The organism is Scytonema hankhaensis NUACC26, from assembly GCF_045865695.1.
Classification (GTDB): Bacteria; Cyanobacteriota; Cyanobacteriia; order Cyanobacteriales; family Nostocaceae; genus Scytonema.
In genome coordinates this window covers 19,809-43,295 of the sequence record NZ_BAACAP010000176.1, presented here as the reverse complement: position 1 = coordinate 43,295, position 23,487 = coordinate 19,809, and the positions used below count along the sequence as shown (strand labels likewise).

Below are 23,487 nucleotides of genomic sequence, written 5' to 3'. Positions count from 1 at the left end.
TTTGGATTTTAGATTTGCGATTCTTGCTTATGACAAATCCAAAATCAGAAGTCCAAAATCCAAAATTGGCAAGAGCGATCGTAGGTGTGGGCGGCGGTATCGCCGCCTACAAAATCTGTGAGGTTGTGTCCACACTGTTTAAAAGTGGTGTGGAGGTAAGAGTTATTCTCACCAATTCAGCACAAAAATTTATCACGCCTTTGACTTTAGCAACACTCTCCCGTCATCAGGCTTATACAGATGAAGATTTTTGGCAATCCGATCGCTCTCGCCCATTACATATAGATTTGGGAGAGTGGGCAGATCTGATTTTAATTGCTCCAGTGACGGCAAATACCTTGGCAAAGTTAGCTTATGGCTTAGCTGACAATTTGCTGACGAACACGGTTCTGGCTTCTAGATGTCCGGTACTGGTAGCCCCAGCCATGAACACTGATATGTGGGAGCAACCAGTTGTACAGAGGAACTGGCAACAACTTTTAACAGAGCAAAGATTTCACGGGATCGGTACAGCATCGGGATTACTCGCATGCGATCGCGTCGGGGCGGGTAGAATGGCGGAACCTTGGGAAATTGTCGCTTACGTCCAATCGTTGCTACACACTGCAGGGCAAAGAGATTTAGCAGGAAAGCAAATTTTGATTAGCGCGGGAGGGACGCGGGAGTATCTCGATCCCGTGCGATTTATTGGCAATCCTTCTACTGGAAAAATGGGGTTAGCTTTAGCACAAGCAGCACTTCATAGAGGTGCAAATGTAACTCTAGTACATGGGACCGCAAGTTGGGAGATTCCTTTGGGAATAAAGGCGATCCCCGTTGTGAGTGCAGAAGAAATGCGATCGCAAATGCTCAGGTATTTACCAAATGCAGACGTTATTATTATGTCAGCAGCAGTTGCAGATGTTAAGCCAAGAGATTACAGTCAACAGAAGTTAGCAAAGAAACAGCTTCCTGAAGCGTTACCTTTAGAACCCGTACCCGATATTATTGCTGAGTTAGCACAACTCAAACAATCCCATCAACATTTAATTGGATTTGCAGCACAAACAGGGGATATAGTCAAGCCAGCATTAGAGAAATTACACAGGAAAAATTTAGATGCGATCGTTGCTAATCCCATAGATGAACCGGGGACTGGGTTTGGTAGTGACAGCAATCAAGCTATTTATTTAGATAAGCAAGGACGACAGTTGGAAATTCCTCCTTGTTCCAAATTACAAATGGCTCATCATATTTTTGATTTTTTACAAAGCAACTAATACTGCATTAACTATACTAGTACCATTAAATAGCACTTTTCAGTAAGTCCAGGAAAGTGCAAACTTTTCATGTGTATTCGGGGAGGGCAATGGTTACCGTTGGCAACCATTGCCCTCCCCCATTATGATGATTATCATTTTTAATGATTGTATATTTTATTTCTTGGAAGTCCCAATTAAATTGGTGATGAGTCGAGAGTGTCAGTAGTCAAGAGAAATAACGATAGCGATACCTTTAGTAAACTTATTTATAACTAAGATATACAAAAACTAAAAGCTTATAAGTAGGAGGTTTTAGATGACACAAGCTTTAAGAAAGCCAGTTACAATTAGGGATTTTCTGGAATGGTATCCAGAAAACTCAAGTAAACGATATGAACTACACAATGGAGCAATTGTTGAAATGGCGCAGCCTGTAGGGAAGCATGAAGTAATTATAGGGTTTTTAATACGTTTGCTAACGCTTGAATATGACCGATTAAACTTACCTTATTTCATTCCTAAAACAGCATTAATTCAGTTTCCTAGTAGCGAATCTTGCTATTCCCCTGATGTACTACTGTTAAACCTTCCAGCGTTGGAATTGGAACAGTTATGGGAGCAATATTCAACCGTCGAGCTAGCCGATTCAATTCCTTTGGTTATTGAAGTTGTCAGCACTAATTGGCGCGATGACTATCATAAAAAGCTAGGTGAGTATGAAGAAATAGGAATAAAAGAATATTGGATAGTAGATTATTTAGGGCTAGGTGGTCAAAAGTTTATTGGCAATCCAAAACAACCAACGATTTCTGTTTATCAATTGGTAGGTGAAGAATATCAAGTTCGATTGTTTAGAGGTAATGACCGCATCGTGTCATTAGCTTTCCCAGAATTGAATGTGACTGCTGAACAAATTTTTCAAGCTGGAGGAACCTGACCTCTCATTAGGTACTCTCTCGTTCCCTGGTTTTCCCTAGGAATGCAGTGGGCGAGACTCTGCCTCGCGTATGAGGTAGATCGGGAGGCGGAGCCTCTCAAAAGGCATTCCCAGGCGGAGCCTGGGAAACGAGGCGGGGGGTCAGATTTATTATTTGCTAAAAAATTAAGCGGTATACCACTCAGGAGAACGTGTTGCTATAGGAGCTTCACTGTAAGTAGTACCATCCATTGTCCAAATCTTATTCTCGCCTGTTTGATAATTGCGCCAGAAGATATCAGTTTTGCCATCTCCATTGACATCAGAAATGCTAGGTCTCCAAGCACCTCCTGGGCTTTGAGTTTGCAGAGAAACATCACTTGTTACAGTTGCACCATCCATTGTCCAAACTTTATTTTCGCCCGTTTCTTCGTTGTACCAGAAAATATCGGTGTTACCGTTACCGTCAAAATCACCAATTAAAGACTTCCAACCAGAACCAGCAAGCGTAGGTAAGGCAGTATCGGCAACAACGTTTCCATCATCAAAGAGCCAAACTTTGTTCTCTCCAGTTGCAGTATTGCGCCAGACAATATCAGTCTCGAAAGTTTGAACGCCAAAGTTAAAATCACCAAAGCTAGCAATTTCCCATTCAGGACCTAAAGTAGGCGCTGCAGATGGAGAAGCAGTCGTACCATTCATAAACCAAATGATATTTTCGCCAGTGGCGTTATTGCGCCACAAAATATCTGTATTGGTATCACCGTTGAAAAAGCCTGCTTTAGCTGTCCAATTTGTATCAAAGCTATCTAATGCAGCTTCAGATGTGACAGTAGTACCATCCATCAACCAAGCTTTGTTTTCACCTGTTTGAGAGTTGCGCCAGAAAATATCAGTTTTGCTGTCACCGTTAAAATCAACAAGGGTAGGACTCCATCCAGCACCTAAAGCAGTGAGAGGAGTTTCAGAGACAATTGTTGTCCCATCCATAACCCAAATAGTGCTTTCACCTGTTTGAGCATTGCTTATGAGGAGATCTGTTTTATTATCAGCATTGAAATCAGCAATATTCAATGTCGAGCCTGGAGCTATTGTTTTGAGAGCAGCTTCAGCAAGAATATTGTTACCATCCATCAACCAAATAGAGGTTTCTCCAGTTTGAGTGTTATACCAGAGCTTATCGTTCTTCCCATCAGCATTAAAGTCAGCAAGAATTGCGGAACTTGTGATGAGGGGATTGGGGTTCTTAGCTGGCGTCAGAATGTTATCGGGTATTAATCCAGATTCTAAAGATGATTCTGAAGTACCATAAAAACTCTGAGTATTTAAATCATTTGTTACGCCAAGGTATTGATTGCTTTGGCTGTCATTAATAAGGGAGGTACTAGAAGTATTTGACTTGATGGTTGTATCGAGAGATCCCGTCATGACGCTTCTTTCTTTTTAGTGTTCCTCCATTTTTTAACCCATATTTTTTATGGCTTATGTTAATCGTTAACAGATTCAATGTATTTTTCATTTTTTATGTTCTTCTCAATGTGTTATTAAAAAACGAAGATTATAATTATTTTTTTTATTTGAAATGTTATATATTAACAATTACATTGTTTTATTTTTCATAGCACAGTCATATTAGTAATTAATACATATTTCATACTGTTGTGGGCTTCTAATGTAATTTTTGCAATATAGCAATCCTATTTGATTTACAAAGTACACGTAGGTAGGGAAGACAGCCCACCACCAAGTCTTTTGTGCGGCATAGCCGGAAAAGCTTATCCTTTCGTAGGGTGGGCACTGCCCACCACCCCTTTATTAAGAAGGTGCAAGATGTCAGTATAGCAATCTTAAGAAAATTCACCCCCCTGTAGTCCCCTCTTAGTAAGGCTGCAGTGTACACAGAAGTCTAAATTTACCCCCCTTAATCCCCCCTTGGAAAGGGGGGAAATTAGATTTCCTTAATCCCTCTTGGAAAGGAGGGAAATTAGATTTCCTTAATCCCTCTTGGAAAGGGGGGAAATTAGATTTCCTTAATCTCTCTTGAAAAGGGGGGAAATTAGATTTCCTTAATCTCTCTTGAAAAGGGGGGAAATTAGATTTCCAGTTCCCTCCCCTTTCCAAGGGGAGGGCTAGGGTGGGGTAAATTTGATTTTTGCGTACACTATAGCCTTAGTAAGGGGACTCAAAATTTCAATTTTCAAGAATGATTTAGAACTGCTATTTCAGTATAAATATGGTGGGAAATACCCACCTGAATTACCAATGACAAATGACAAATAACCAATAACAAATTTAGCTTGATGCTAAAACATTTTGTAGCTTTGCCACCATCTCAGTTCGAGCTGAGACTCCTAACTTACGAAACATCCTTTTTAAAGCTTGCTTAACTGAATTTTGTGTAATCCAAAGTTTTTCCCCAATTTCTGCATTTGTTAACCCTTGTGCGACTAGTGCCGCTATCTCTAATTCTCGTGGTGTTAGGCGATTGGCTAGCGGTGAGTTGAGTACTGTTGGTTTTGCTTGCGCTTGTAAAGTAGAAATTTTTGCTGACAAGTGCAAGCACAATGCACTGAGATCGGCGAGATCGTTGGCATCAAAAGCTGGAGCACCGCTAGCACGTGTTAAATTTAGTGTTCCCACAAGACGACCATCACAAACAATTGGTCCGCTCATGACGTGTTCGTGATCGTGGCGGGAGCAAAAATTTTTCCAGTCGCCTGATGGTAACACTAATTCCTCGTGGGCTGGAGCATGGCGCTCAACTACATATTGCCCGACAGGGTTGCTTTCTAAACAAACATCTGGGATAACATTCACATCAGCCTCAGCCGTGTAATGGTCATCTACTAGGTAGATACCCCAGTGTTGCACACCAAAGTACTCGCCAACTGTATTCATGACAGCTAGTCGTAGTTCTTGCTCGTTTTGAGCTTTAGCGATCGCTTGAAATAGGTCATGAAGGGAGTTAGCCATTGCAATATAAGTGTACCCACTTGAGGACTATGCATTCTTAATAATTATTTCTATGCTAACTGATAGGAGCAAAGCTAAAAACTTACATAATTAGTAACTATAGGAGAATCCTGTGACTGCAACACAAGTCTCTGCCCAAGAATTCTTTCGGGCTGCTTACGAAAACCGCTACACTTGGGATAAAAACTTCCCAGGGTATACTGCAGATGTAACCTATAAGCATGGTGACAAAGTGTTTGCAGGTAAAGTTTGTGTCAACGCTAATCTCAAGGCAGAAGTCTTTGACGTAGAAGACGAACAAGCAACCCAAGCGCTTAACAATCAGTTGTGGGAAATAGCTATTCACCGCATTCGTCGTACTTTTGAAGAAACCCACGGCGCAAATACCTTTCGCTATGGCGCGACTGATGAAACTGGTGCTGTGGAAATTTTAATGGGCGGTAAGGCAGAAGGCGATAGATATAAAGTCCGCAATAACGAAGTATGTCTTGTTCACCGACACATTCATAGTGTAGTTGTAACTATTAATACATTTAGTAGTCATGATACAGGTGAAGGCTACCTCTCCCACACATATGACTCTGTTTACCACGATCCAAAAACAGGGGAACAGAAGGGTGGAAGAAGTGAATTTGAGGATGAGTACGAAAAGGTTGGCGACTACGTTATCTTAAATCGCCGCGTGATTCGGACTGAAGCAGACGATCGAGTTCACACCCAAGAATTCATCTTCTCGAATATCAAACTGTTAGAACCTACTGCTGAGTAGCACTCCAGGACAATCAGTATAGCTTTTTACCCGAATTTTTATAAATCATCCCGTTCTATTGCAAATTGCACCAGAATGGGATTTTTATGCTAAGATGATAGATTACTTCTTTTACAAGCTAGAATTACCATTTGCAATACAGGAACTTTATTCAATACTTAAGGGATTTGCAAAAAATAAATTCAACTTATTGTGGGGCAGGCGAGGACGCCCACCCCTGCTTGCTGACAGGCGAGACGCCCACCCCACAAGAGATTTTTGGAGACTTATTTATTTGGAACTCCCTAATTGAAAACCTAAGCTTTAAAAGCTTTTCTAAGAATTTAACGGAGAAAGCGTAAGATATTTAAATACAGAAATAATACTGATAAATAAAATTTTTGTATTTTATGATTTTTTTTATTTCCGGATAAATACTTTTTTGTGATAAGATAAAATTCAAGAAGGAAAACAACCTTCGGATAGATGCTGAGAATAAATACTCGCTTCAACACCATTTAATATGTATATCTTGAAAACATTTTAGATACTGTTACTACGATCGCGAAATTCATATGTTGAGCTTTAACAGATTTTATAAGTAAAAACACTCTCCAACAACAGTCACTTTATTAGGGTATACTACCGTGAGCAGAAACCGTCCTACAACTCTCAACACTCGATTGAATGAAATTATCGATCGGCTAGGGCAATCAGCAAACCAAAACCATCTAAAGATTCTTGAGCCAAATTTTGAAGCGATCGCTTTTTCAAAGCCATTAAAAATCAATCAATAATATCTTGGGGTGAAATATTCACCCCATACCCGTTTTTTCTAAAAATTTCCTAATCCTAGTAAGCTTCGCTAAACCGCTACCCTTCAAGGGCTTCCTACTTAGTTGCTACTCCTGCAATATGAGGACTGACTATAGGAACTGGAGCGCGAAAATGTTCGTAATTCAAGTTTGAAAATCCAGCATTGTCCAAAGCACTCCAAGTTTCCCTATCTGGATGACAACCATCTCCCACTAATTTCCATAAGGGACGAATTGTACTTTGAACCTTTCGCAACAGTGTTTCCTTGGGTGCAGCAACATGTTCAATAAATAGAAAGCGTCCCCCTGGTGTCAGCACTCGTAAAATTTCCTGTAATGTATTCGATAAATTTGGAACTGAACATAGGACGAGGGTACTTACGATCGCATCTACACTATTGTCTTCTGCATCTATCTCCTCAGCAGTACCAGTACGGATATCAATATTGTTGAAACCAAGTTGCTGAGCTTCTTTTTTGATATAAGAATGCATAAACGGATTCGGCTCAATTCCCATCCAATTGATATTTTTGGGAAAGTAAGCTAAGTTGACACCAGTACCAGGACCAATTTCTAAAACATTACCGTTAAGACTCCCAAAAAGGGATTGCTTGCGAGTTTCTACAGCTTTATCATATTTACCTCCTTTATCTAAAGACATCATCCAAGCAAATAAACGTTTACCACAGTTAGCACAATTACAAGGCTGGCTTTCTACCATTTTTTACCTCCTGTTATTGTCGTATAGGAGTTCTAAATCATTGATGAAAACCCCACAAGTTCCCTGACTAGTAGAATAACTTCTGACTGCACCAAACGGTTCTGGATTAAATCATTTGTGCAAGTTGCTGATTTAGGGCTTCAAGATCGATCTCGTAGCGCTTTAATAAGTCACTCACAACAGTGTTGCCTGTTTCAACTAGCCGAATTAAGCCCCACAGTAAGTGTTCGGTTCCAATAGACTTTTTACCTCGAAGCCGAACAACTTGCAAGGCAAGTTCTAGCACGAATTTACTTTGTGGACTGAATTTTGGATTCAAAAAGGAATCAAAAGAATGTTCATTGGTTTCGATGTCCATCGAGCAGCCATTCGCTTGAAGTAAACGAGCACTTGTTGTAGTTGGATCGGCTAACAAGCCAGCAAGCAGATGTTCTGGCTCAACAAGTAAGTTCTGCGATCGCGTTGCCTCATTGCGGGCAAAATTGATTGCGTTAATCGCATTTTCAGTGAATCGCTCAAAACCAAACTCGAAGCCAAAGAAGTTTTTGACTCGTTCAGCTAGTGTTTGCATAGAGTTCTTTGCCTCGTAGATGAAAACGTCTTCGATTGCAACATTGAACAGGTTGGTAATTTTGAAAGCCATGTCAAGACTGGGATCGAACTTGCCAGATTCAAAACCATTGACCGCCTGACGACTAACTCCTAATTCTCTAGCGAGGTCAGATTGTGACCACTGGTATAGTTGTCGAAGTTCTTTCAGTCGGTTTTTCATAGCTTTATCAGTTCGCTGTCAAGTATTACTTTACATCTTTAAAAAAATATTGTCAAGTGTCACTTGACAAAAGTGTCTGTGGTATTGTGTAAGTAGTTCAACGTCAATACAGATAAGCGATTTGAGTTATAGGCTCAAATCGCTTATGTGGTATCTATTGATAAAGGGATACAGAAATCCCTAAGAAATTAATTTATGAGGGAACCACTTGAACAATCAGCGATCGCTTATCAAGTGATTGGACTTTGCCCACTGAACTCAGATCCGCTACAATACGGTCTAGCAATTCTGCTGCATTATTGCGATATTGATTTTCTCGGCCCCTTAAGCGAATCATAAACTTGACTGAATCGCCTTTACTCAACCATTGAGTCGCTTGACTGATACGTAAATTATAATCGGCTAGACCGACGTTTGGACGAAGACGAACTTCCTTAACTGTAGGTCTAGAGCTTTGTGTCTGACGTTTTTTCTTTTGATACTGAAGCTTGCCATAGTTCAGGATCTTCGCCACCGGGGCTTCTTTGCTTTCGGAGACTACAACTAGATCGAGATCTACGCTCTCAGCTAGCTCTAGAGCCTCACGGGTGTCAATCAACCCACGATTATTGTTCTCGTGGTCGATCAAGAAGACTTGAGGTGACTTAATTTGTGAGTTGATGAGTTGCTTTTGAATTACGATAATGCGTTCCTCTCAATTGTTCAATAGCTTTGCTTTACAAGTAATACCAAGGTAGCACAACACTAACTACGAACATAGTTAGGATCTTGTGTTGTGTTAAAAAGACTACTACCTTACATTAGCTGGACAAACTTACTATATATTTATTATATCGAGATTTATTCAACTGATATATCAGTAATAAAAATAAACAAAAGTAGTAATTGTAACATAAATATAAAAAATATTAATTATAATTTCGCTCAATACCTATCTTCTTTGAATGAAATACAGATCTCAAAATTAGATTGTTGACTGTAATGCTTTGCTCGTAGGATATTCATAACCTTGCACTAATACCAACATAATATTTAACTTATGGAAAACGCGCTCGCACTACCCAATTACATCAACAATCAGTGGTGTCCTTCTAGCGCTACAGAGTATTTGGACGTTATTAATCCAGCGACGGCAGAGGTACTAGCTAAAGTCCCACTATCACCAGCTTCTGAAGTAGAACAGGTAGTCCAAGCAGCTTCTGAAGCTTTTAGCAGTTGGCGGCGTACACCACCGACAGAGCGAGTACAGTATCTATTTAAACTCAAGAATTTATTAGAAGAACACTTTGAGGACTTGGCTCGCACCATTACCTTAGAATGCGGTAAAACTTTGGCTGAGTCCAAAGGAGAAATACGCCGCGCTATTGAAAATGTTGAAGTCGCCTGTGGAATCCCCATGATGATGCAAGGAAGCAACTTGGAAGACATTGCTAAGGGGATCGATGAAATGACGATCCGCCAACCCTTGGGAGTGTGTGCTGTTATCGCTCCATTCAATTTCCCAGGAATGATCCCCTTTTGGTTTTTGCCCTATGCCATTGCGTGTGGAAATACTTACATTGTTAAGCCATCAGAAAAAGTTCCACTGACAATGCAAAAAGTTTTTCAATTACTGGAAAAAATTGGATTGCCTCAAGGTGTTGTTAACTTAGTCAATGGTGCCAAAGAAGTTGTCGATGCAATTTTGGCTCATCCCAAGATTCGAGCAATTAGCTTTGTTGGTTCTACACCAGTTGCAAAGTATATCTATAGTAGAGGAGCAGCTAACGGCAAGCGAGTTCAATGCCAAGGCGGAGCAAAAAATCCACTGATTGTTTTGCCAGATGCAGATTTGGAGATGACAACACGTATTGCAGCTGATAGTGCCTTTGGTTGTGCGGGACAGCGCTGTCTTGCTGCTTCCATTGTTGTCACTGTTGGAGAAGCAAGTCGGAGTTTTACAGAAGCGATCGCCGAAACTGCTCAAAAGCGTGTTGTTGGTTGTGGTTTAGACTCAGGTGTCGAAATGGGACCTGTGATTAACGCTCAAAGCAAGACCAGAATTGAGAGTTTAATTCAGCAAGGCGCGGATGAAGGAGCAAAAGTTTTAGTAGATGGTCGGTCTCCTAGTATACCAAGTTATGAAAAAGGGTATTTTGTACGTCCTACAATTCTGCAAAACGTAGATCCATCAGGTGAAATTGCGCGTACAGAAATATTCGGTCCCGTACTGAGCCTAATTCATGTAGAGACAATCGAGCAAGCGATCGCCCTAGTCAACGGCGGTCAATACGGGAACATGGCTTGTTTATTTACATCAAGTGGTGCTGCAGCCCGTAAGTTTCGCTATGAAGCTGAGGCTGGTAATATAGGTATAAATATAGGAGTCGCCGCACCAATGGCATTTTTCCCATTTAGCGGTTGGAAAGAAAGTTTTTTTGGCGATTTACACGGTCAAAGCAATCATGCAGTTGAATTTTTTACTCAAATAAAAGTCGTTGTAGAACGCTGGCCTAGCAACTGGTCCCGTCAGTTCTGAATCTTGCGCCAGTATGCCGAACCATTTCGCGTTCTATCAATTAGTCCTCGCTCGAATAACTCTCGCCTTAACAAAGCAGCATCACCAAAGTTGTGATGCTGGTTCAGCAATTGGTTAACCTCTTTTTCGGAGTAAATAGTATCAATCTCAAATTTGTTTGCCAAATACTCTAAAACCAATTGCTGAAATTTACCCCTATTTCGTTTAGAAGGCCATTCTTTCACACGTCCTTGTTCGTCTAAGTACCTTTTCAAGTCCTCTGAGTCATTCATAGTTGTTGCGGAAAATGTAGTGAATTAATAACTTCATTCAAATTTGATTGTATTCGCTATAGGACTCCTATTTGATTTTTGAACAACTAAGCAGCCTAGAAGTTTGATATACAAAGCTTTTCTTCTAAGTACACTGAGCAAGATTCAAGTAGGATTCCTATACATGAATTTTGATGAGTTAAGTTGGTCTAGATTCCCGGCTTGTGTGTCTGTTGGCGTGGCACTTGGCTCTATCTGTTTTATGTCAACAGTCTCGGTGTAAATAGTAGGTAAGTTGGTCATTTGATTTGCGCTCAAATGTGTCTATTACATACTTGTAGGTCGCTACACCTATTTCTGTGATGTCACTGGCACCGGAGAATTTATGTAAATATGGGAAAATTTTTAAATTTCTTAACTTTACCTCGATCTCAAGCAAAGTGTAACGCTTAGTATAAATACAGCAATTAGGGGTTTTAATAATGGCTGTGTCTATCTCAAACATATTTGATGCCAATTTCTATCGCGCTGCCAATTCCGACTTGGCTGGTTTAAACGATGCTCAAGCCTTGTCTCACTTCCAGACTTCTGGTCTCAACGAAGGTCGTCGCTTCTCACCACTCATTAATTTAAATTTCTACCGGGCTAGCAATTCCGACCTCTCCAACTTCAACAATAACCAATTGTTGAATCATTTGGAAAATTCCGGTCTAAGTGAGGGGCGCAGCTTTTCTCCACTTGTTGACCTCAACTACTACCGCGCTAAAAATAGCGATTTAGCTTTATTTAACAATGAGCAACTATTTAATCATTTAAGAACTTATGGTGTCACAGAAGGTCGGAGATTTTCTCCAATTTTCAGTTTAACAGAGTATCGGACATTTAACTCCGATCTCTACAACTTAAGTTCTTCTCAACTTTTGAACCACTTTGAGATCTATGGTTTAAATGAAGGACGTCAGTTTTCCGACTTTTTCGAGTTCAACTACTACCGTACTAACAACAGTGACTTGGCATCTTTTAACAATAGGCAACTGTTGGAGCATTTTGAAATTTATGGTTTGAATGAAGGGCGTAAGTCTTCACTCTTTTTTGATGCTGGCTACTACAAAGCAAATAACCCCGACTTAGCTTCTTTAAAAGGTATCTACTTACTGGAACACTTTCAATCTTATGGTCTGTATGAAGGACGCGCTGCTACTATTGACTATGCCGGAAACTCGTTAAGTACTGCTCGCCAACTTCCCATCAGTTCACTTGAAACTCGCGTATATGAATCCGTTGGCTTGGGTGATGCTAGCGACTATTATAGATTTGATTTAAATCAAGCTAGCGATTTGATTATAGGTGATTATGGCTACTCTAGGAGCGTACTCCAGCAAGTACTTGATAGCAACGGTCAGATTATCAGTTCTAAAAACTCTGGAATTTACTCACCCAGTGCTGCTAACTTTACTGTTGATGATTTAGTCAACCTGGTTAATGGTCTACAATTTATTTCATTGGCTCCTGGTACTTACTACTTACGCATTCAACCGCAAGCTGGTAACACTAATTACTATCTTACCATTGGTACTGCATGAAGAAAGTTTGTCTTCAATTAACTCCTTTGACTTGTCACAACCAACGCTCCTCGTTCGTCTCTATTGTGAAGACTTAACATACTTCAACAGGAGATTCAAGAATGCAGCCCAGAATGGAACTTGGAGTAGAATCAGCCGCATATCGAGCAATGTCGCAACTAGAACGATATGTCCGAAGCAGTGGCATTAACCCGACGCTGCTGGAACTAATTAAAATTCGAGCATCACAAATCAATGGTTGTGCATTTTGCATTGATATGCATACCAAAGACGCTAGACTTAACGGCGAAACAGAACAGAGAATTTACGCTCTCAGTGCTTGGCGAGAGACACCATTTTTTACTCCAAAGGAACAGTCAGTTCTGGCATTGACAGAAGCTGTCACTCTGATTGCAACAAATTCAGTTTCCAATGAAATTTACGACGAAGTGAGCCGTTATTTTACTCCCGATGAAATTGCTAACCTGCTAGTGGCGATCGTCACCATTAATAGCTGGAATCGCATTGCTATTACAACCCGAATGGTTCCTGGTAGTTATCAGCCCGAACCATTGGCGAGTCAAGGAATTTCCAAAACGCTATCCCTGACTGAATAATTCGTAATTCATAATTAGGACTTACGCAAATTCAACGCTATTTTGGGAGTTTCAAACGTTATCGATCCCCCCATCTCCCCCCAACCCCAGAGGGGACCCCTAGCTCCCCTTTTTAAGGGGAGCCAGCGCTGCAGGAGGGTCTCCCTCCGAAGGCGACTGGCGTGGGCTATGCGTAAGTCCTAATAATTAAAGTCCATAATTACGAATTACGAATTAGTTTGTGGGATGGGCGTCCTCGCCCGTCCTATGTTAGTAGGGGCTAAAGCGAGGAAAAAAATGAATTACCTTGAAACCTTTAATCAACATCGTTCATTATTATTTGGGATCGCCTATCGTATGTTAGGAACGGTGACTGATGCTGAAGATATGGTGCAAGAAACCTTTCTTCGCTGGCAGCAAACGACAGAAACCACAGTAAAATCAGCCAAAACATATTTATCAACGATTATTATCCGCCTTTGCATCGATCGCTTGCGTTCATCCCGCGTGCAACGAGAACAGTATGTAGGAGTGTGGTTACCCGAACCAATACTAACTCAACACGCTAGCGATCCAGCTAGTCAAGTCGAGTTAGCAGACTCGCTTTCGATGGCATTTTTAGTGGTGCTAGAGCGATTATCGCCAATTGAACGATCTGTATTTCTGTTGCGCGAAGTGTTTGACTATGACTACGATGACATTGCCCAAATGGTAGGAAAAAGCTCGGCTAACTGTCGTCAAATTTTACGGCGATCGCGACAGCACATCGCGACCGAACGCCCTCGCTTTCCCGTCTCTCATGAGCAACAGGAGCAAATTACAGCCAAATTCTTGGAAGCTTCCACTCAAGGTAATTTACAAGGTCTGATGGCGCTTCTGGCAAAAGATGTCACCTATTGGTCAGATGGTGGTGGACGGGTTGCAGCTGCTTTAAAACCGTTACAGGGAGCAATGAAAGTCGCTCGTTTTCTGCTAGTGATTCACAGCAAATGGCTTTCTACACCAGTTGCTCATATCATTGAAATTAACGGACAACCGGGTGTAGTTACACTCATAGATAGCTGCATTCATAGCGTGACAACATTTGATATCTTGGATGGCTACATACAATCGATCTACACGATGAGGAATCCAGAGAAGTTGAAGCAAGACTTCAATCTCTGCTAATTTCTGGCTGGTAATTCATAATTCAAAGTACAACTACAAACATTCTAGTAAATCAATAATTTTCTAGATTTTTTCACTCATCAGGCACCAGGGCATGACGAATTCCGTCTTTGTTAGTCATAATGAACACACCTTATTTCCCGTGAAGGAGTGAAACGTGAAAATAGCAGTGATTGGAAAAACATTGTTTGCGTCAATGAGTTTATTAGCTCTATTGGCTCCACAAAGTGCTCATGCTCAACTGATACCACAACCTTGGGTGTCAGTAGGTAGCAAAGAAGGTGATATTACCTATTCTGTTGGTGCAAGGGCTTTAAATCTTGGGGCTGAATTAGGTGTTGGTCCTGATGGTGCTGTTGGGGTAGATGTACTAAAGTTTATTCCTTTACCCGTAATTTCACCTTATGTAGGATTGGGGTACTATTCGGAAGATAAGGGTGTTGCTTTTTCTGGTGGAGTTCAGACAAGGGCTACTGATAATGTTTTCGTAGGTGTAGGCTACAATTCTGTTCGAGGAATCAACGGACAATTGGGTATCAGATTTTAAGAAGAAGGCAAACCCAATAAAAAATTTCATCTCGCTCGTGAAAATCCCTCTTCCCTACCCTCTATCCCCTACCCCCTGTTTTACTGCGCTTGTGCGAGTAACTCTCTGACCTTTTGTGCAGAATCTTGTTGTAATGCTGAGGCGACGATCGCTTCTGCTTGCGCTGCTGTCATTTGACCAATTGCGTGCTTAAATGCCGGAATAGACCGAGGATTCAAGCTAACCTCATTCAGCCCCAATCCCAGTAGGAGCGATGTGGAGAGCGGATCTGAAGCCAGTTCGCCACATAACCCTACCCAAATCCCGGCTGTACGTGCAGCTCGAACAGTTTGTTGAACCATTCGCAATACCGCAGGATGAAAAGCATCTACCAAATCTGCTACGAGTGGATGCGTGCGATCGGCAGCCATCACGTACTGGCTGAGGTCGTTGGTTCCAATACTAAAAAAGTCAACTTCAGCAGCTAGTTTATCCGCGATCGCAACAGCTGAGGGAACTTCTACCATAATCCCTACTTCCATTTCTTCATCAAAAGGAACGCCTTCTTGACGTAATTCGCTTTGCACTTCTGCCAGTATTGCCTTAGCTGCTCGTATTTCTTCCACAGTAGCAATCATGGGAAACATGATTTTCATTTGGTATCCGGGACTAGCTTTTAAAATTGCCCGTAACTGAGGTTTAAAAATTTCGGGATTATCGAGACAATAGCGAATTCCACGCCAACCTAAAAAGGAATTACTTTCTGATAGCAAATTTAGGTAAGAAATTGGCTTGTCTCCCCCTACATCCAAAGTCCGAATAATCAAAGGACGATTGCCAAGTTGCTGAGCAACTCTCAGATAAATTAATTCCTGTTCTTCTTCAGAAGGAGGGCTGATTCGTTCCATGTAAAGAAACTCGGTGCGAAACAACCCAACCCCTTCTGCTCCAAATCTTAATGCTTCCTCTGTATCCGTTATACCCGTTATATTCGCGAACACATCAATGCGTCTGCCATCCTGCGTCACTGCTGGACTCAATACCGTTGCTAGTGCTTCTTGACGAACAGCTTGCTGTGTATTTCGCTTTGCTTCTAGTGCATTCACAACATCAGATTCTGGATTGACCCACATCCTACCACTATCGCCATCAAGTGCTGCGATCGCATCCCGACTCAAATGCATCACTTCTTCTGGCAAACCAACAATTGCCGGAATACCCAATCTTCGGGCTATAATAGCGCTGTGAGAAATAGCACTACCAGAAGTCGTACAGATGCCCAGTACCTTTGTTGGGTCTAACCTAGCTGTCTGTGAAGGGCTTAAGTCTGAAGCAATCAAAATAGCTGGTTCCGAAGGATTCAAATTATCTGAAGAGAAACTAGAAGTACTGATATGAGATTGAAATCCAGTCAGCAGACGCAACACCCTTTGCTCCACATCTACTATATCTGCAACTCGATCTTGTAAGTACGGGTCTTCAAAAGTCCGGTAGTTATTTACCAGTTCTTCAACAACTGCTTGCCAAGCGGCTTCTGCATTTTGGTACTGTTGAAAAATGCGTTGATGAACTGCTTCTAACAGTACGGGGTCTTCTAAAAATAGGAGATGGGCGTCAAAGATGGCTGCTTCTGCATCCCCAATTTGAGTACACGCTTGTGAAAGCAGGGACTGAATTTCCTCTTTTGAAATTTGAATAGCGACCCGCAAACGTTGCCATTCAGTTTCTACATCTTCTACGTGATATTGCTGCACATGAATGGGTTCTGTAGTATGATAATAAACTCTTGCAATTGCAATTCCACTAGATGCTGGTATTCCTTGTATGAAGTGATGAGGAGACGGGGAAAGAGAGAGAGGCGGAGAAAGGGGAGGAGGAGGGGTGTCTTCTTGCTCGTCAAAATTACTATCAACAAGTGCCTGTAATGCACTGAGTGCCTCATCTGCATCAGCACCTGTAGCTGCGATCGCTAACTGATGCCCCTGACGTGCAACCAATGTGGCAATTTGATTTATACTATCAGCACGTACCGCTTCTGTTTGTCGAGTAATATTAGATACTAGAATTTGAGATTGAAATCGAGCGGCTGTTGAAACAAATTTCGAGGCAGGGCGGGCATGCAATCCCAATCTATTACGGATAGTTACGTGTATTTCTTTTGTTGTTTGTCCTTGGTCATTTGTCCTTTGTCCTTGGTTACTCGCAAATGACGAACTAGTATTTACACTTAATTGGGTAGCTTTTGCCTGTAATGCTCCCCTTGCCTCAGCGATCGCTTGCTCTATACTGGTACCAGAGGCAGCAGCAACAGCGGCGGCGATTGTTCCTTCAACGATAGGGGCTTCACACAAATGGACTTTCTGTTGCTGTTCATCAGGGAAAAACTCTAATGCCATTTCCGCACTCATCAAAGCGCTTCCTAGATCCATTAAAACGATGACACCTTCATCACTATAGACAGATGAGATCGCCTCATAAACCTGCATAGCGTCTGTACCAAGCGGATTCTCTGGATCGTCAATACCTGCTGCTACAGATAAAGAGACTTTACCCTGAGTCATCTGTGCTGCAAGTTCTCGGACTCCTTCTGCCAGTTGTTTGCTGTGAGAGACTATGACAATTCCAATCACGCTAACCCCGTCAACTCTCTTAATAAGCTTTAACCTAACCACCTACAGAGATTAAAGCAGAAAGAGTTATAAGACGCATCAAAAAACTGTAACATGACTTCCTGATGTAATATTCCTTATTATGAACCATTCTATTTAATTTTTTAACTACACTGAGATTTTCTCACAAATCAGATAGGATTTCTATATTAACTATTTTGTTGCACGGGAAGTTTAATCCAAAACTCTGTCCCTATTCCCTGTTCCGATCTACACTCAATAGTTCCTCGATGTTTTTCTGTAATAATCTGGTAACTAATAGATAAACCTAATCCCGTTCCCTTGCCGACAGGTTTAGTTGTGAAGAAAGGGTCAAAAATTCTTTTTTTGACTACCTCATTCATACCGATTCCATTATCTTTTATTTTTACAGAAATATTGTTAGAGTCATACACTTCCGTACAGATAACAATTTGTCCTAAGTTATTGATTGATGAAGGTAGTGTTACCAATAAGACTTCTATAGCGTCAATGGCATTATTGAGCAAATTCATAAAAACTTGATTGAGTTGTCCGGGATAGCACTCTATCTTCGGTAGATTCCCATACTCTTTAATAATTTCAATTTGAATTTTAGAACTTTTTTCTTGAAGACGGTGTTGCAATATTAACAGAGAACTATCTATTCCTTCATGAATATTGACAGACTTCATTTCAGCTTCTTCTAGTCGAGAAAAGTTCCGCAAGGATATTACAATTTGACGAATGCGATCGGAACCCATTTTCATAGAAGCTATCATTTTCGGTAAATCTTCTGTGATAAAATCTATATCTATATTTTCAAGATAAGCTTGTAATTGAGGAGTAGGAATAATCTCAGATTTTTGATAAAGTTTTATCAAATCTAGCAACTGCTGTAAATCTTGTTTAATATGATTTAAATTGCCATAAATAAAATTAACAGGGTTATTGATTTCATGAGCGATCCCAGCCACAAGTTGACCCAAACTAGACATTTTTTCCGTCTGAATCAGTTGGGCTTGAGTATACTGTAGTTGCAGTAAAGTTGTTTCAAGTTTTTCTGCTTGGATAGTCGCCGCTTCTGTTGCGGCACGGCTTTGATTGTATAACTCTGCTTGATCGATTGCGATCGCTAATTGATCTGCCACTCCCAAAACCAATTCCACCTCATTGTCGTTCCAAATACGGGTATCCGTCGTTTGCTGACAAATAAGAACTCCCAATCGATTAGAATTAGTGTAAATTGCTACTCCTAGTAAAGAAGTTAAACCCAAATTGAATAAAAATTCTCGACTGACACTATCTAAACGTGCATCTGTCAAAACATTATCCAATTTGAGAAACTTTTCTTGAATAATTGCTTGGCTTAACATTTCAACCTTCTCAATAGGAGAGGAATCAAACGCAGTCAACAAATGTGGACGACAAGCTTCATGACTCAGTTTAAACTCAATAGATTTATCTTTTATATGACACCAAAAAAATTGACATTGGTCTATCTGAAGAAGTTTGTGAACTTCCGCAACTGCTGTGCTTAAAATTGTATCAAGTTCTAGAGAGTTACGAATATGGCTCGATAGACATCTTTTTAACAAATTTTCTCGTTCGGCAAGTTCTAGCAAACGAGCTTGAGATTTGGTTAATTCTATTTCGGTTATCTGACGATTAACACTTGCTTGGGCTAGTATCCAAGAACCAATACCAGTTGCACTGACCAATCCTATATAAAGATATAGTAATTCAATAATTAATTCATTCGAGCTAAGGTCGAAAGCTTCTGTTGGTACATATGAGACAATCTTCCAGTAATAAGAACGAGCACTCAGTTGATTTTTACTAGGTGTAAAAGCTTGTCCAGAACCCGTACTTGATTTTTGCCCTTCTACTAATGGATAAACTGTTGTGTAAGTAAATAATCCATCAGAAGTTTGAAATTGTCCCGATTGTCTTCGAGAAATTTGCTTCCATACTTCAGGAAACACTTTACCGAAGGTACGATGTTGACGATTGGGAAACATAAATCCCCACTCATCAGATTTTAGTCCCTTTAACCAATATCCCTCAGAATTAAGAAGCATTGACTGACCGTTTGTTCCATAACTAACTTGAGCGAATGAGTCTAGCAGCTTTTTTCCAAAATAATTTAATATGACAATACCCCGTTTTTGCCCGCTATTATCATAAACGGGAGTCCCAAAGCGAATCATTGGCTTTATTGGGTACTCAACTTCTCCACGTTCAATATTTAAGTCCAAGGGAGACACAAAGACTTCTCCTTTGTTCAAGCGCCAAGTATCATTAAACCAGTAATGTTTCAGTTGAATTTGTAACTGTTCTTTAGGAACTATATTTGGGCGAGCGCGGTTAAAATTCACTCTAACAATTTCTTTACCTGTCTTATCCAAAAAACGAATTTGGTCGTAAAGTTTTTTATGTTGAGAAAAAGATAAAAATTCTTCAGCAAGGGTCGAACTTTGCTCGCTAACTCCTTCCAAAACTTCTTGGAGTTCTATTTGTTCTGACAGAACCATCAAATCCGAGACAACCAAGTTAAAGTTTCCGACTATGACTCTAGCTTGCATTTTTACCTTACGGAGTTCGCTGATTTTCATTGCAGTTCTCTCAGCCCGAATTTTTCCGTAATACAGACCTCCTAATACCGCAGCAAGCAAAGCGGACATTGGCAAAAAAAATATCAAAAATTTTTTAAATAAAACTTGTGCATGGTTTTGTAACGGCATTTTAATATATGACGATTCCTAGCAAGTGTCAGATATATGGTTCCCACGAATTCAGCTAACTTAACAATTTCATACAAAAACGGATTAGACTATATATTATGAAGAGTCAATCATCTAATAAATCAGCGAATATCCGTACCAGACGGGCTATTTTGAAATTATTGAAGCAAGAGGGACCAATGGACGCTCATGCTTTAGCTTCCCAGTTGAAGGTAACGGCGATGGCAATACGCCAGCACCTATATGCACTACAAGAAGAAAATTTAGTCACCTACGAAGAAGAACAGCGTTCAATGGGGAGACCCGCGAAAATATGGCAGTTAACTTCTGCTGCAAATCATTTGTTTCCAGAAGGTTATGCAGAGTTAACTCTCAGCTTACTTCATTCTATGACAGAAGCTTTTGGTGAAGAAGGGCTTGAGCGTTTGCTAGAAATTAGAACTCGCCAACAAATAGCAGAGTATCAAAAACAAGTACCGATTTATGGATCTCTCCAAGAACGGGTAGAAGCATTAGCTGCAAAACGAACAGATGAAGGATACATGGCTGAAGTTCAACAAGAGGAAGATGGTTCTTTCTTACTTATTGAAAATCACTGTCCTATTTGTGCTGCAGCGACTTCTTGTACGGGGCTTTGCCGCAAAGAATTTGAAATGTTCCAAACTGTTTTAGGTGATGATGCTATGGTTGAAAGAACCGAGCATATCGTTGCAGGTGGGCGACGCTGTGTTTATCGTATTTGGATCTAGGGGTTTTTGCAGACTGTCTGGTAATTATCGTGCAGGCGTAACTTTTTCTATGCCTTTGTACCAAGTTGCCTATTGACACATTGGCTTACTATAGGTATAAACTCCTCTTTTCTCCTTGATCCCAAATAGTTTTTCTATCAATGTTATAGTTTCCTCACAAGTTCCTCACATTTACAATCTATGTTTAAAACTTGAAGAGTTTGTTTTGTATCTATTACAGATTTACCAGACAAGCGATTCAAGATTGTAAACACTTTTAACATTAAATTCTTAATAAACTATGAATTACTGTCCCTGCTGTTCTCATCAACTTTTACGACATATTCGTAGCAATGAAATTTACTGGTTTTGCCGTAGTTGCTGGCAAGATATGCCAGTCATGAGCGGTCACAAATGTATTTTAACCTGTGAAACCTCTGAGGCTACTGTTAGAAAATTACCTGTGAGAATGAGAAGCGAAAGGGACAACAGGCAATGGACAATGGCTCTGTCCTGAATATATTCTAAACAGCATTGCACCCGATGCTAGAAAAACAAGGGTTGTTATTTGTCATTGGTAAGGGTTTTAGATAAATTTACATTTTGTAACGTAGCTGTATTTATTTCTTCCTACCTACTTACGTCAAATATCCAATGTTTTTGAAATAACAATTATTGCTCGAGTAGAAATCAATAATTGGGTTGTTCCATAAACAATAAAGATTTCCAATTGTTCCTTGCACAACCCTCGAATCGAGTCGGGGGTTTTTTTTAACGTATCTTCTTCACGCCAGCCAAAATAAGTTCGACAACTGCTTCGGTATGCTTTTCTACCATCTTTGGACTGAGGCGATCGACTTCTGGTGTCAGATGCTTCCAATTTTCATGAGCTATGAAATAGAAAATGCAAATCGAAATGATGTGCAGCCCAGTTAGCCTAGGATCTAATTCCCGAAAACTTCCATCTTTTATACCTCGCTCTAAAACTTGGAACAAATAAGAATGGACTTCAACCATATTCTGTTGACTTAGTTTAATATATTCTCCACGATTTTGACTGGCTTCCTGAAACCAGAGCATTTGCCGATGAGGATGCTTTGCCTCATACGCGATCGCAACCCGTATCATGTTCTCCAAAGCTTCCGTTGGTGAGAGTTCGTTTAAATCCAGTGAAGCAAATTCTGTTGCTAATTCAGATGCAGGACGCTGTAACACTGCTTTGTACAAACCTTCTTTACTCTCAAAATAGTAGTGAATCATAGCATTAGTCACGCCAGCAGCTTTTGCGATCGCGCTTAAACGTGCTCCATACAACCCGTGGCGTGCAAATTCCAGTTCTGCTGCATCCAGAATTTGCTGTTGAGTGACTTCTGCATCGCGCACGGGGCGACTCTTTATTTTCCGCAACTGAACCATAACTGCTCACACTCGGTTTCCTTTCCCATCATAAATTTCTCCTTGACGATCTTAACTGTAACCTATTAAACTAACTAAAAAATTAGTTAATAAAGTCATAAATTGTATGAAAATATTACAAGGCGCACCGTGGCTCTTGGGACATCGCTCCATGCTCGCTCCAAATAAGCCCATGAAAGTTTCGCTTTACGGCAACGACTACGTTCTTTGGCAGGACAATACCAAGAAAATAAACTGCTTGCCGAATGCCTGCCCCCATATGGGTGCAATGCTGTCAGAAGGTTGGTGTGTAGTGAAACCTGATAGTAGCAGTACAGTAGCTTGCCCATTTCATGCTCTAGAATTTGATGGCAATGGTTGTACGGTTTTACCCGGTTCCAACAAACCTACCAAATCTTTAGTAAAACCATTGGAGTTAATTGTTCAAGGTGACTTTATTTGGTCATACGGAGGATATGAGCCAAAAATTCCCATCCCAAAAATCATGAATGAAATTGCGGCAGAGTATGAATTTATTGGTTTGACAGGCGATCGCAGTATCAAGACGGATTTTCTCAATTTGCTGTTAAATATGCATGACTACAATCACCAAAATGGTACTCATCGCCAGTTATTTGAGATTCAAGAAGTCCAACTCAAACAGTTTATCGATAACGGATTTCACTCCCATGCCTATATTGCTCAACCAAGAACCAAACCCAAACTCCAAGACATTTTGAAGAACCCTGCACTTTTGTTACTGCCAAAAGTACTTGAGGCTCATTTAGAAAACTACTTCCCGTGCTTGGGAATCATGCACGGTGAAAGTTCGCTCTTTAGTCTTAAAGAATGTCATTTTTACATTCCAGAATCAGCAGATCGTTCCCGTGTTGGGGTTTTACTGTTTATGAAAGCCCACTCTCCCCTAGCTCATCTGCTCAAAAGAAATCTCCTACGGTTAATCGATATTGTTATCGAGCAAGATGCTAATATTTTGGGCAAACTCTATACCAACACAGTGCAGCACATCAAACTTAACAACGAAGTCGGTATGGATTGGGTACGACGAAATTTTGAAAATTTTCCAATAAGTGACCAATAGTTAGTGAGCAGTAAGCAGTAACCAGTGAGCAGTAACCAGTGACCAGTGACCAGTGACCAGTGAAATCCTCTAACTTTTGAGGAAT

The 23,487-nt window shown here is 40.6% G+C and carries 21 protein-coding genes; 12 read left to right on the top strand and 9 right to left on the bottom strand.

Features of this window, described 5'->3' with window-relative positions; translation table 11 throughout:
* Positions 1 to 29 precede the first annotated feature (29 nt).
* Positions 30 to 1,259 (top strand): bifunctional phosphopantothenoylcysteine decarboxylase/phosphopantothenate--cysteine ligase CoaBC, encoded by a 1,230-nt coding sequence (gene coaBC / locus ACKTT2_RS16080; protein ID WP_407888594.1) that lies wholly within the window; start codon positions 30 to 32, stop codon positions 1,257 to 1,259.
* A gap of 298 nt (positions 1,260 to 1,557) precedes the next feature.
* Entirely contained in the window at positions 1,558 to 2,178 is a 621-nt protein-coding gene (locus tag ACKTT2_RS16075) for a Uma2 family endonuclease (RefSeq protein WP_407888592.1), read from the top strand.
* Between the two features lie 165 nt (positions 2,179 to 2,343).
* Here the strand turns inward: ACKTT2_RS16075 and ACKTT2_RS16070 are convergent, their stop codons facing one another.
* Entirely contained in the window at positions 2,344 to 3,585 is a 1,242-nt protein-coding gene (locus tag ACKTT2_RS16070) for an FG-GAP repeat domain-containing protein (RefSeq protein WP_407888590.1), read from the bottom strand.
* Between the two features lie 864 nt (positions 3,586 to 4,449).
* Entirely contained in the window at positions 4,450 to 5,130 is a 681-nt protein-coding gene (locus ACKTT2_RS16065) for a LuxR C-terminal-related transcriptional regulator (RefSeq protein ID WP_407888588.1), read from the bottom strand.
* Between the two features lie 112 nt (positions 5,131 to 5,242).
* On the opposite strand from ACKTT2_RS16065, the gene ACKTT2_RS16060 reads away from it, so the two are divergent.
* Both ACKTT2_RS16060 and ACKTT2_RS16055 read left to right on the top strand, forming a co-directional pair.
* Positions 5,243 to 5,899 carry a DUF3386 domain-containing protein gene (locus ACKTT2_RS16060; RefSeq protein ID WP_407888586.1) on the top strand — a complete coding sequence of 219 codons (657 nt, stop codon included), beginning with the start codon at positions 5,243 to 5,245 and terminating at the stop codon, positions 5,897 to 5,899.
* 626 nt (positions 5,900 to 6,525) lie between these two features.
* Positions 6,526 to 6,675: a hypothetical protein gene (locus ACKTT2_RS16055; RefSeq protein ID WP_407888584.1), complete on the top strand. Its 150-nt coding sequence runs from the start codon at positions 6,526 to 6,528 to the stop codon at positions 6,673 to 6,675.
* A gap of 94 nt (positions 6,676 to 6,769) precedes the next feature.
* Here ACKTT2_RS16055 and ACKTT2_RS16050 read toward each other — a convergent pair whose 3' ends face one another.
* The 3 genes from ACKTT2_RS16050 to infC form a co-directional block, all read right to left on the bottom strand.
* Complete coding sequence (locus ACKTT2_RS16050; protein WP_407888582.1) at positions 6,770 to 7,414, bottom strand: class I SAM-dependent methyltransferase; 645 nt, start codon at positions 7,412 to 7,414, stop codon at positions 6,770 to 6,772.
* Positions 7,415 to 7,520: 106 nt separating this feature from the next.
* Positions 7,521 to 8,186 carry a helix-turn-helix transcriptional regulator gene (locus tag ACKTT2_RS16045; protein WP_407888580.1) on the bottom strand — a complete coding sequence of 222 codons (666 nt, stop codon included), beginning with the start codon at positions 8,184 to 8,186 and terminating at the stop codon, positions 7,521 to 7,523.
* Between the two features lie 193 nt (positions 8,187 to 8,379).
* The gene (gene infC, locus ACKTT2_RS16040) at positions 8,380 to 8,847 is read right to left on the bottom strand and encodes a translation initiation factor IF-3 (protein ID WP_407888613.1); all 468 of its coding nucleotides are present in this window, start codon (positions 8,845 to 8,847) and stop codon (positions 8,380 to 8,382) included.
* A gap of 378 nt (positions 8,848 to 9,225) precedes the next feature.
* On the opposite strand from infC, the gene ACKTT2_RS16035 reads away from it, so the two are divergent.
* Entirely contained in the window at positions 9,226 to 10,704 is a 1,479-nt protein-coding gene (locus tag ACKTT2_RS16035) for a CoA-acylating methylmalonate-semialdehyde dehydrogenase (protein WP_407888578.1), read from the top strand.
* Here the strand turns inward: ACKTT2_RS16035 and ACKTT2_RS16030 are convergent.
* Complete coding sequence (locus ACKTT2_RS16030) at positions 10,695 to 10,976, bottom strand: DUF2087 domain-containing protein (RefSeq protein WP_407888576.1); 282 nt, start codon at positions 10,974 to 10,976, stop codon at positions 10,695 to 10,697. The genes ACKTT2_RS16035 and ACKTT2_RS16030 overlap by 10 nt on opposite strands.
* 461 nt (positions 10,977 to 11,437) lie before the next feature.
* Here ACKTT2_RS16030 and ACKTT2_RS16025 point away from each other — a divergent pair, with 461 nt between their 5' ends.
* The 4 genes from ACKTT2_RS16025 (at position 11,438) to ACKTT2_RS16010 (ending at position 14,827) form a co-directional block, all read left to right on the top strand.
* Positions 11,438 to 12,538: a hypothetical protein gene (locus ACKTT2_RS16025; RefSeq protein ID WP_407888574.1), complete on the top strand. Its 1,101-nt coding sequence runs from the start codon at positions 11,438 to 11,440 to the stop codon at positions 12,536 to 12,538.
* Positions 12,539 to 12,639: 101 nt separating this feature from the next.
* A complete protein-coding gene (locus ACKTT2_RS16020) occupies positions 12,640 to 13,134 on the top strand; it encodes a carboxymuconolactone decarboxylase family protein (RefSeq protein WP_407888572.1) in 495 nt (164 codons plus the stop codon).
* 276 nt (positions 13,135 to 13,410) lie between these two features.
* Complete coding sequence (locus ACKTT2_RS16015) at positions 13,411 to 14,280, top strand: RNA polymerase sigma-70 factor (RefSeq protein ID WP_407888570.1); 870 nt, start codon at positions 13,411 to 13,413, stop codon at positions 14,278 to 14,280.
* A 157-nt stretch (positions 14,281 to 14,437) separates the two neighbouring features.
* A complete protein-coding gene (locus ACKTT2_RS16010; RefSeq protein ID WP_407888568.1) occupies positions 14,438 to 14,827 on the top strand; it encodes a hypothetical protein in 390 nt (129 codons plus the stop codon).
* 80 nt (positions 14,828 to 14,907) lie between these two features.
* On the opposite strand, the gene ptsP is transcribed toward ACKTT2_RS16010, so the two are convergent.
* Positions 14,908 to 17,436: a phosphoenolpyruvate--protein phosphotransferase gene (ptsP, locus tag ACKTT2_RS16005; RefSeq protein ID WP_407888565.1), complete on the bottom strand. Its 2,529-nt coding sequence runs from the start codon at positions 17,434 to 17,436 to the stop codon at positions 14,908 to 14,910.
* A 188-nt stretch (positions 17,437 to 17,624) separates the two neighbouring features.
* Complete coding sequence (locus ACKTT2_RS16000) at positions 17,625 to 20,117, bottom strand: ATP-binding protein (RefSeq protein ID WP_407888563.1); 2,493 nt, start codon at positions 20,115 to 20,117, stop codon at positions 17,625 to 17,627.
* A gap of 158 nt (positions 20,118 to 20,275) precedes the next feature.
* On the opposite strand from ACKTT2_RS16000, the gene ACKTT2_RS15995 reads away from it, so the two are divergent.
* Together ACKTT2_RS15995 and ACKTT2_RS15990 are read left to right on the top strand one after the other, a co-directional pair.
* Positions 20,276 to 20,926 carry a helix-turn-helix transcriptional regulator gene (locus ACKTT2_RS15995; protein WP_407888561.1) on the top strand — a complete coding sequence of 217 codons (651 nt, stop codon included), beginning with the start codon at positions 20,276 to 20,278 and terminating at the stop codon, positions 20,924 to 20,926.
* Positions 20,927 to 21,206: 280 nt separating this feature from the next.
* Positions 21,207 to 21,422, top strand: a complete 216-nt coding sequence (locus tag ACKTT2_RS15990; protein WP_407888559.1) for a hypothetical protein — start codon at positions 21,207 to 21,209, stop codon at positions 21,420 to 21,422.
* A gap of 254 nt (positions 21,423 to 21,676) precedes the next feature.
* Here the strand turns inward: ACKTT2_RS15990 and ACKTT2_RS15985 are convergent, their stop codons facing one another.
* On the bottom strand, positions 21,677 to 22,321 hold the full coding sequence (locus ACKTT2_RS15985) for a TetR/AcrR family transcriptional regulator (protein WP_407888557.1): 645 nt from the start codon (positions 22,319 to 22,321) through the stop codon (positions 21,677 to 21,679).
* 106 nt (positions 22,322 to 22,427) lie between these two features.
* Between ACKTT2_RS15985 and ACKTT2_RS15980 the strand changes: the two genes are divergently transcribed.
* Entirely contained in the window at positions 22,428 to 23,402 is a 975-nt protein-coding gene (locus ACKTT2_RS15980) for a Rieske 2Fe-2S domain-containing protein (protein ID WP_407888555.1), read from the top strand.
* The last annotated feature ends 85 nt before the right edge of the window (positions 23,403 to 23,487 follow it).

What these genes read in the sequence shown, in the direction of transcription:
- coaBC (WP_407888594.1), top strand. Translation starts at nt 30, where the DNA reads ATGACAAATCCAAAATCAGAAGTCCAAAATCCAAAATTGGCAAGAGCG.
- ACKTT2_RS16075 (WP_407888592.1), top strand. Translation starts at nt 1,558, where the DNA reads ATGACACAAGCTTTAAGAAAGCCAGTTACAATTAGGGATTTTCTGGAA.
- ACKTT2_RS16070 (WP_407888590.1), bottom strand. Translation starts at nt 3,585, where the DNA reads ATGACGGGATCTCTCGATACAACCATCAAGTCAAATACTTCTAGTACC.
- ACKTT2_RS16065 (WP_407888588.1), bottom strand. Translation starts at nt 5,130, where the DNA reads ATGGCTAACTCCCTTCATGACCTATTTCAAGCGATCGCTAAAGCTCAA.
- ACKTT2_RS16050 (WP_407888582.1), bottom strand. Translation starts at nt 7,414, where the DNA reads ATGGTAGAAAGCCAGCCTTGTAATTGTGCTAACTGTGGTAAACGTTTA.
- ACKTT2_RS16045 (WP_407888580.1), bottom strand. Translation starts at nt 8,186, where the DNA reads ATGAAAAACCGACTGAAAGAACTTCGACAACTATACCAGTGGTCACAA.
- ACKTT2_RS16035 (WP_407888578.1), top strand. Translation starts at nt 9,226, where the DNA reads ATGGAAAACGCGCTCGCACTACCCAATTACATCAACAATCAGTGGTGT.
- ACKTT2_RS16030 (WP_407888576.1), bottom strand. Translation starts at nt 10,976, where the DNA reads ATGAATGACTCAGAGGACTTGAAAAGGTACTTAGACGAACAAGGACGT.
- ACKTT2_RS16025 (WP_407888574.1), top strand. Translation starts at nt 11,438, where the DNA reads ATGGCTGTGTCTATCTCAAACATATTTGATGCCAATTTCTATCGCGCT.
- ACKTT2_RS16020 (WP_407888572.1), top strand. Translation starts at nt 12,640, where the DNA reads ATGCAGCCCAGAATGGAACTTGGAGTAGAATCAGCCGCATATCGAGCA.
- ACKTT2_RS16015 (WP_407888570.1), top strand. Translation starts at nt 13,411, where the DNA reads ATGAATTACCTTGAAACCTTTAATCAACATCGTTCATTATTATTTGGG.
- ACKTT2_RS16000 (WP_407888563.1), bottom strand. Translation starts at nt 20,117, where the DNA reads ATGTCCGCTTTGCTTGCTGCGGTATTAGGAGGTCTGTATTACGGAAAA.
- ACKTT2_RS15995 (WP_407888561.1), top strand. Translation starts at nt 20,276, where the DNA reads ATGAAGAGTCAATCATCTAATAAATCAGCGAATATCCGTACCAGACGG.
- ACKTT2_RS15990 (WP_407888559.1), top strand. Translation starts at nt 21,207, where the DNA reads ATGAATTACTGTCCCTGCTGTTCTCATCAACTTTTACGACATATTCGT.
- ACKTT2_RS15985 (WP_407888557.1), bottom strand. Translation starts at nt 22,321, where the DNA reads ATGGTTCAGTTGCGGAAAATAAAGAGTCGCCCCGTGCGCGATGCAGAA.
- ACKTT2_RS15980 (WP_407888555.1), top strand. Translation starts at nt 22,428, where the DNA reads ATGAAAATATTACAAGGCGCACCGTGGCTCTTGGGACATCGCTCCATG.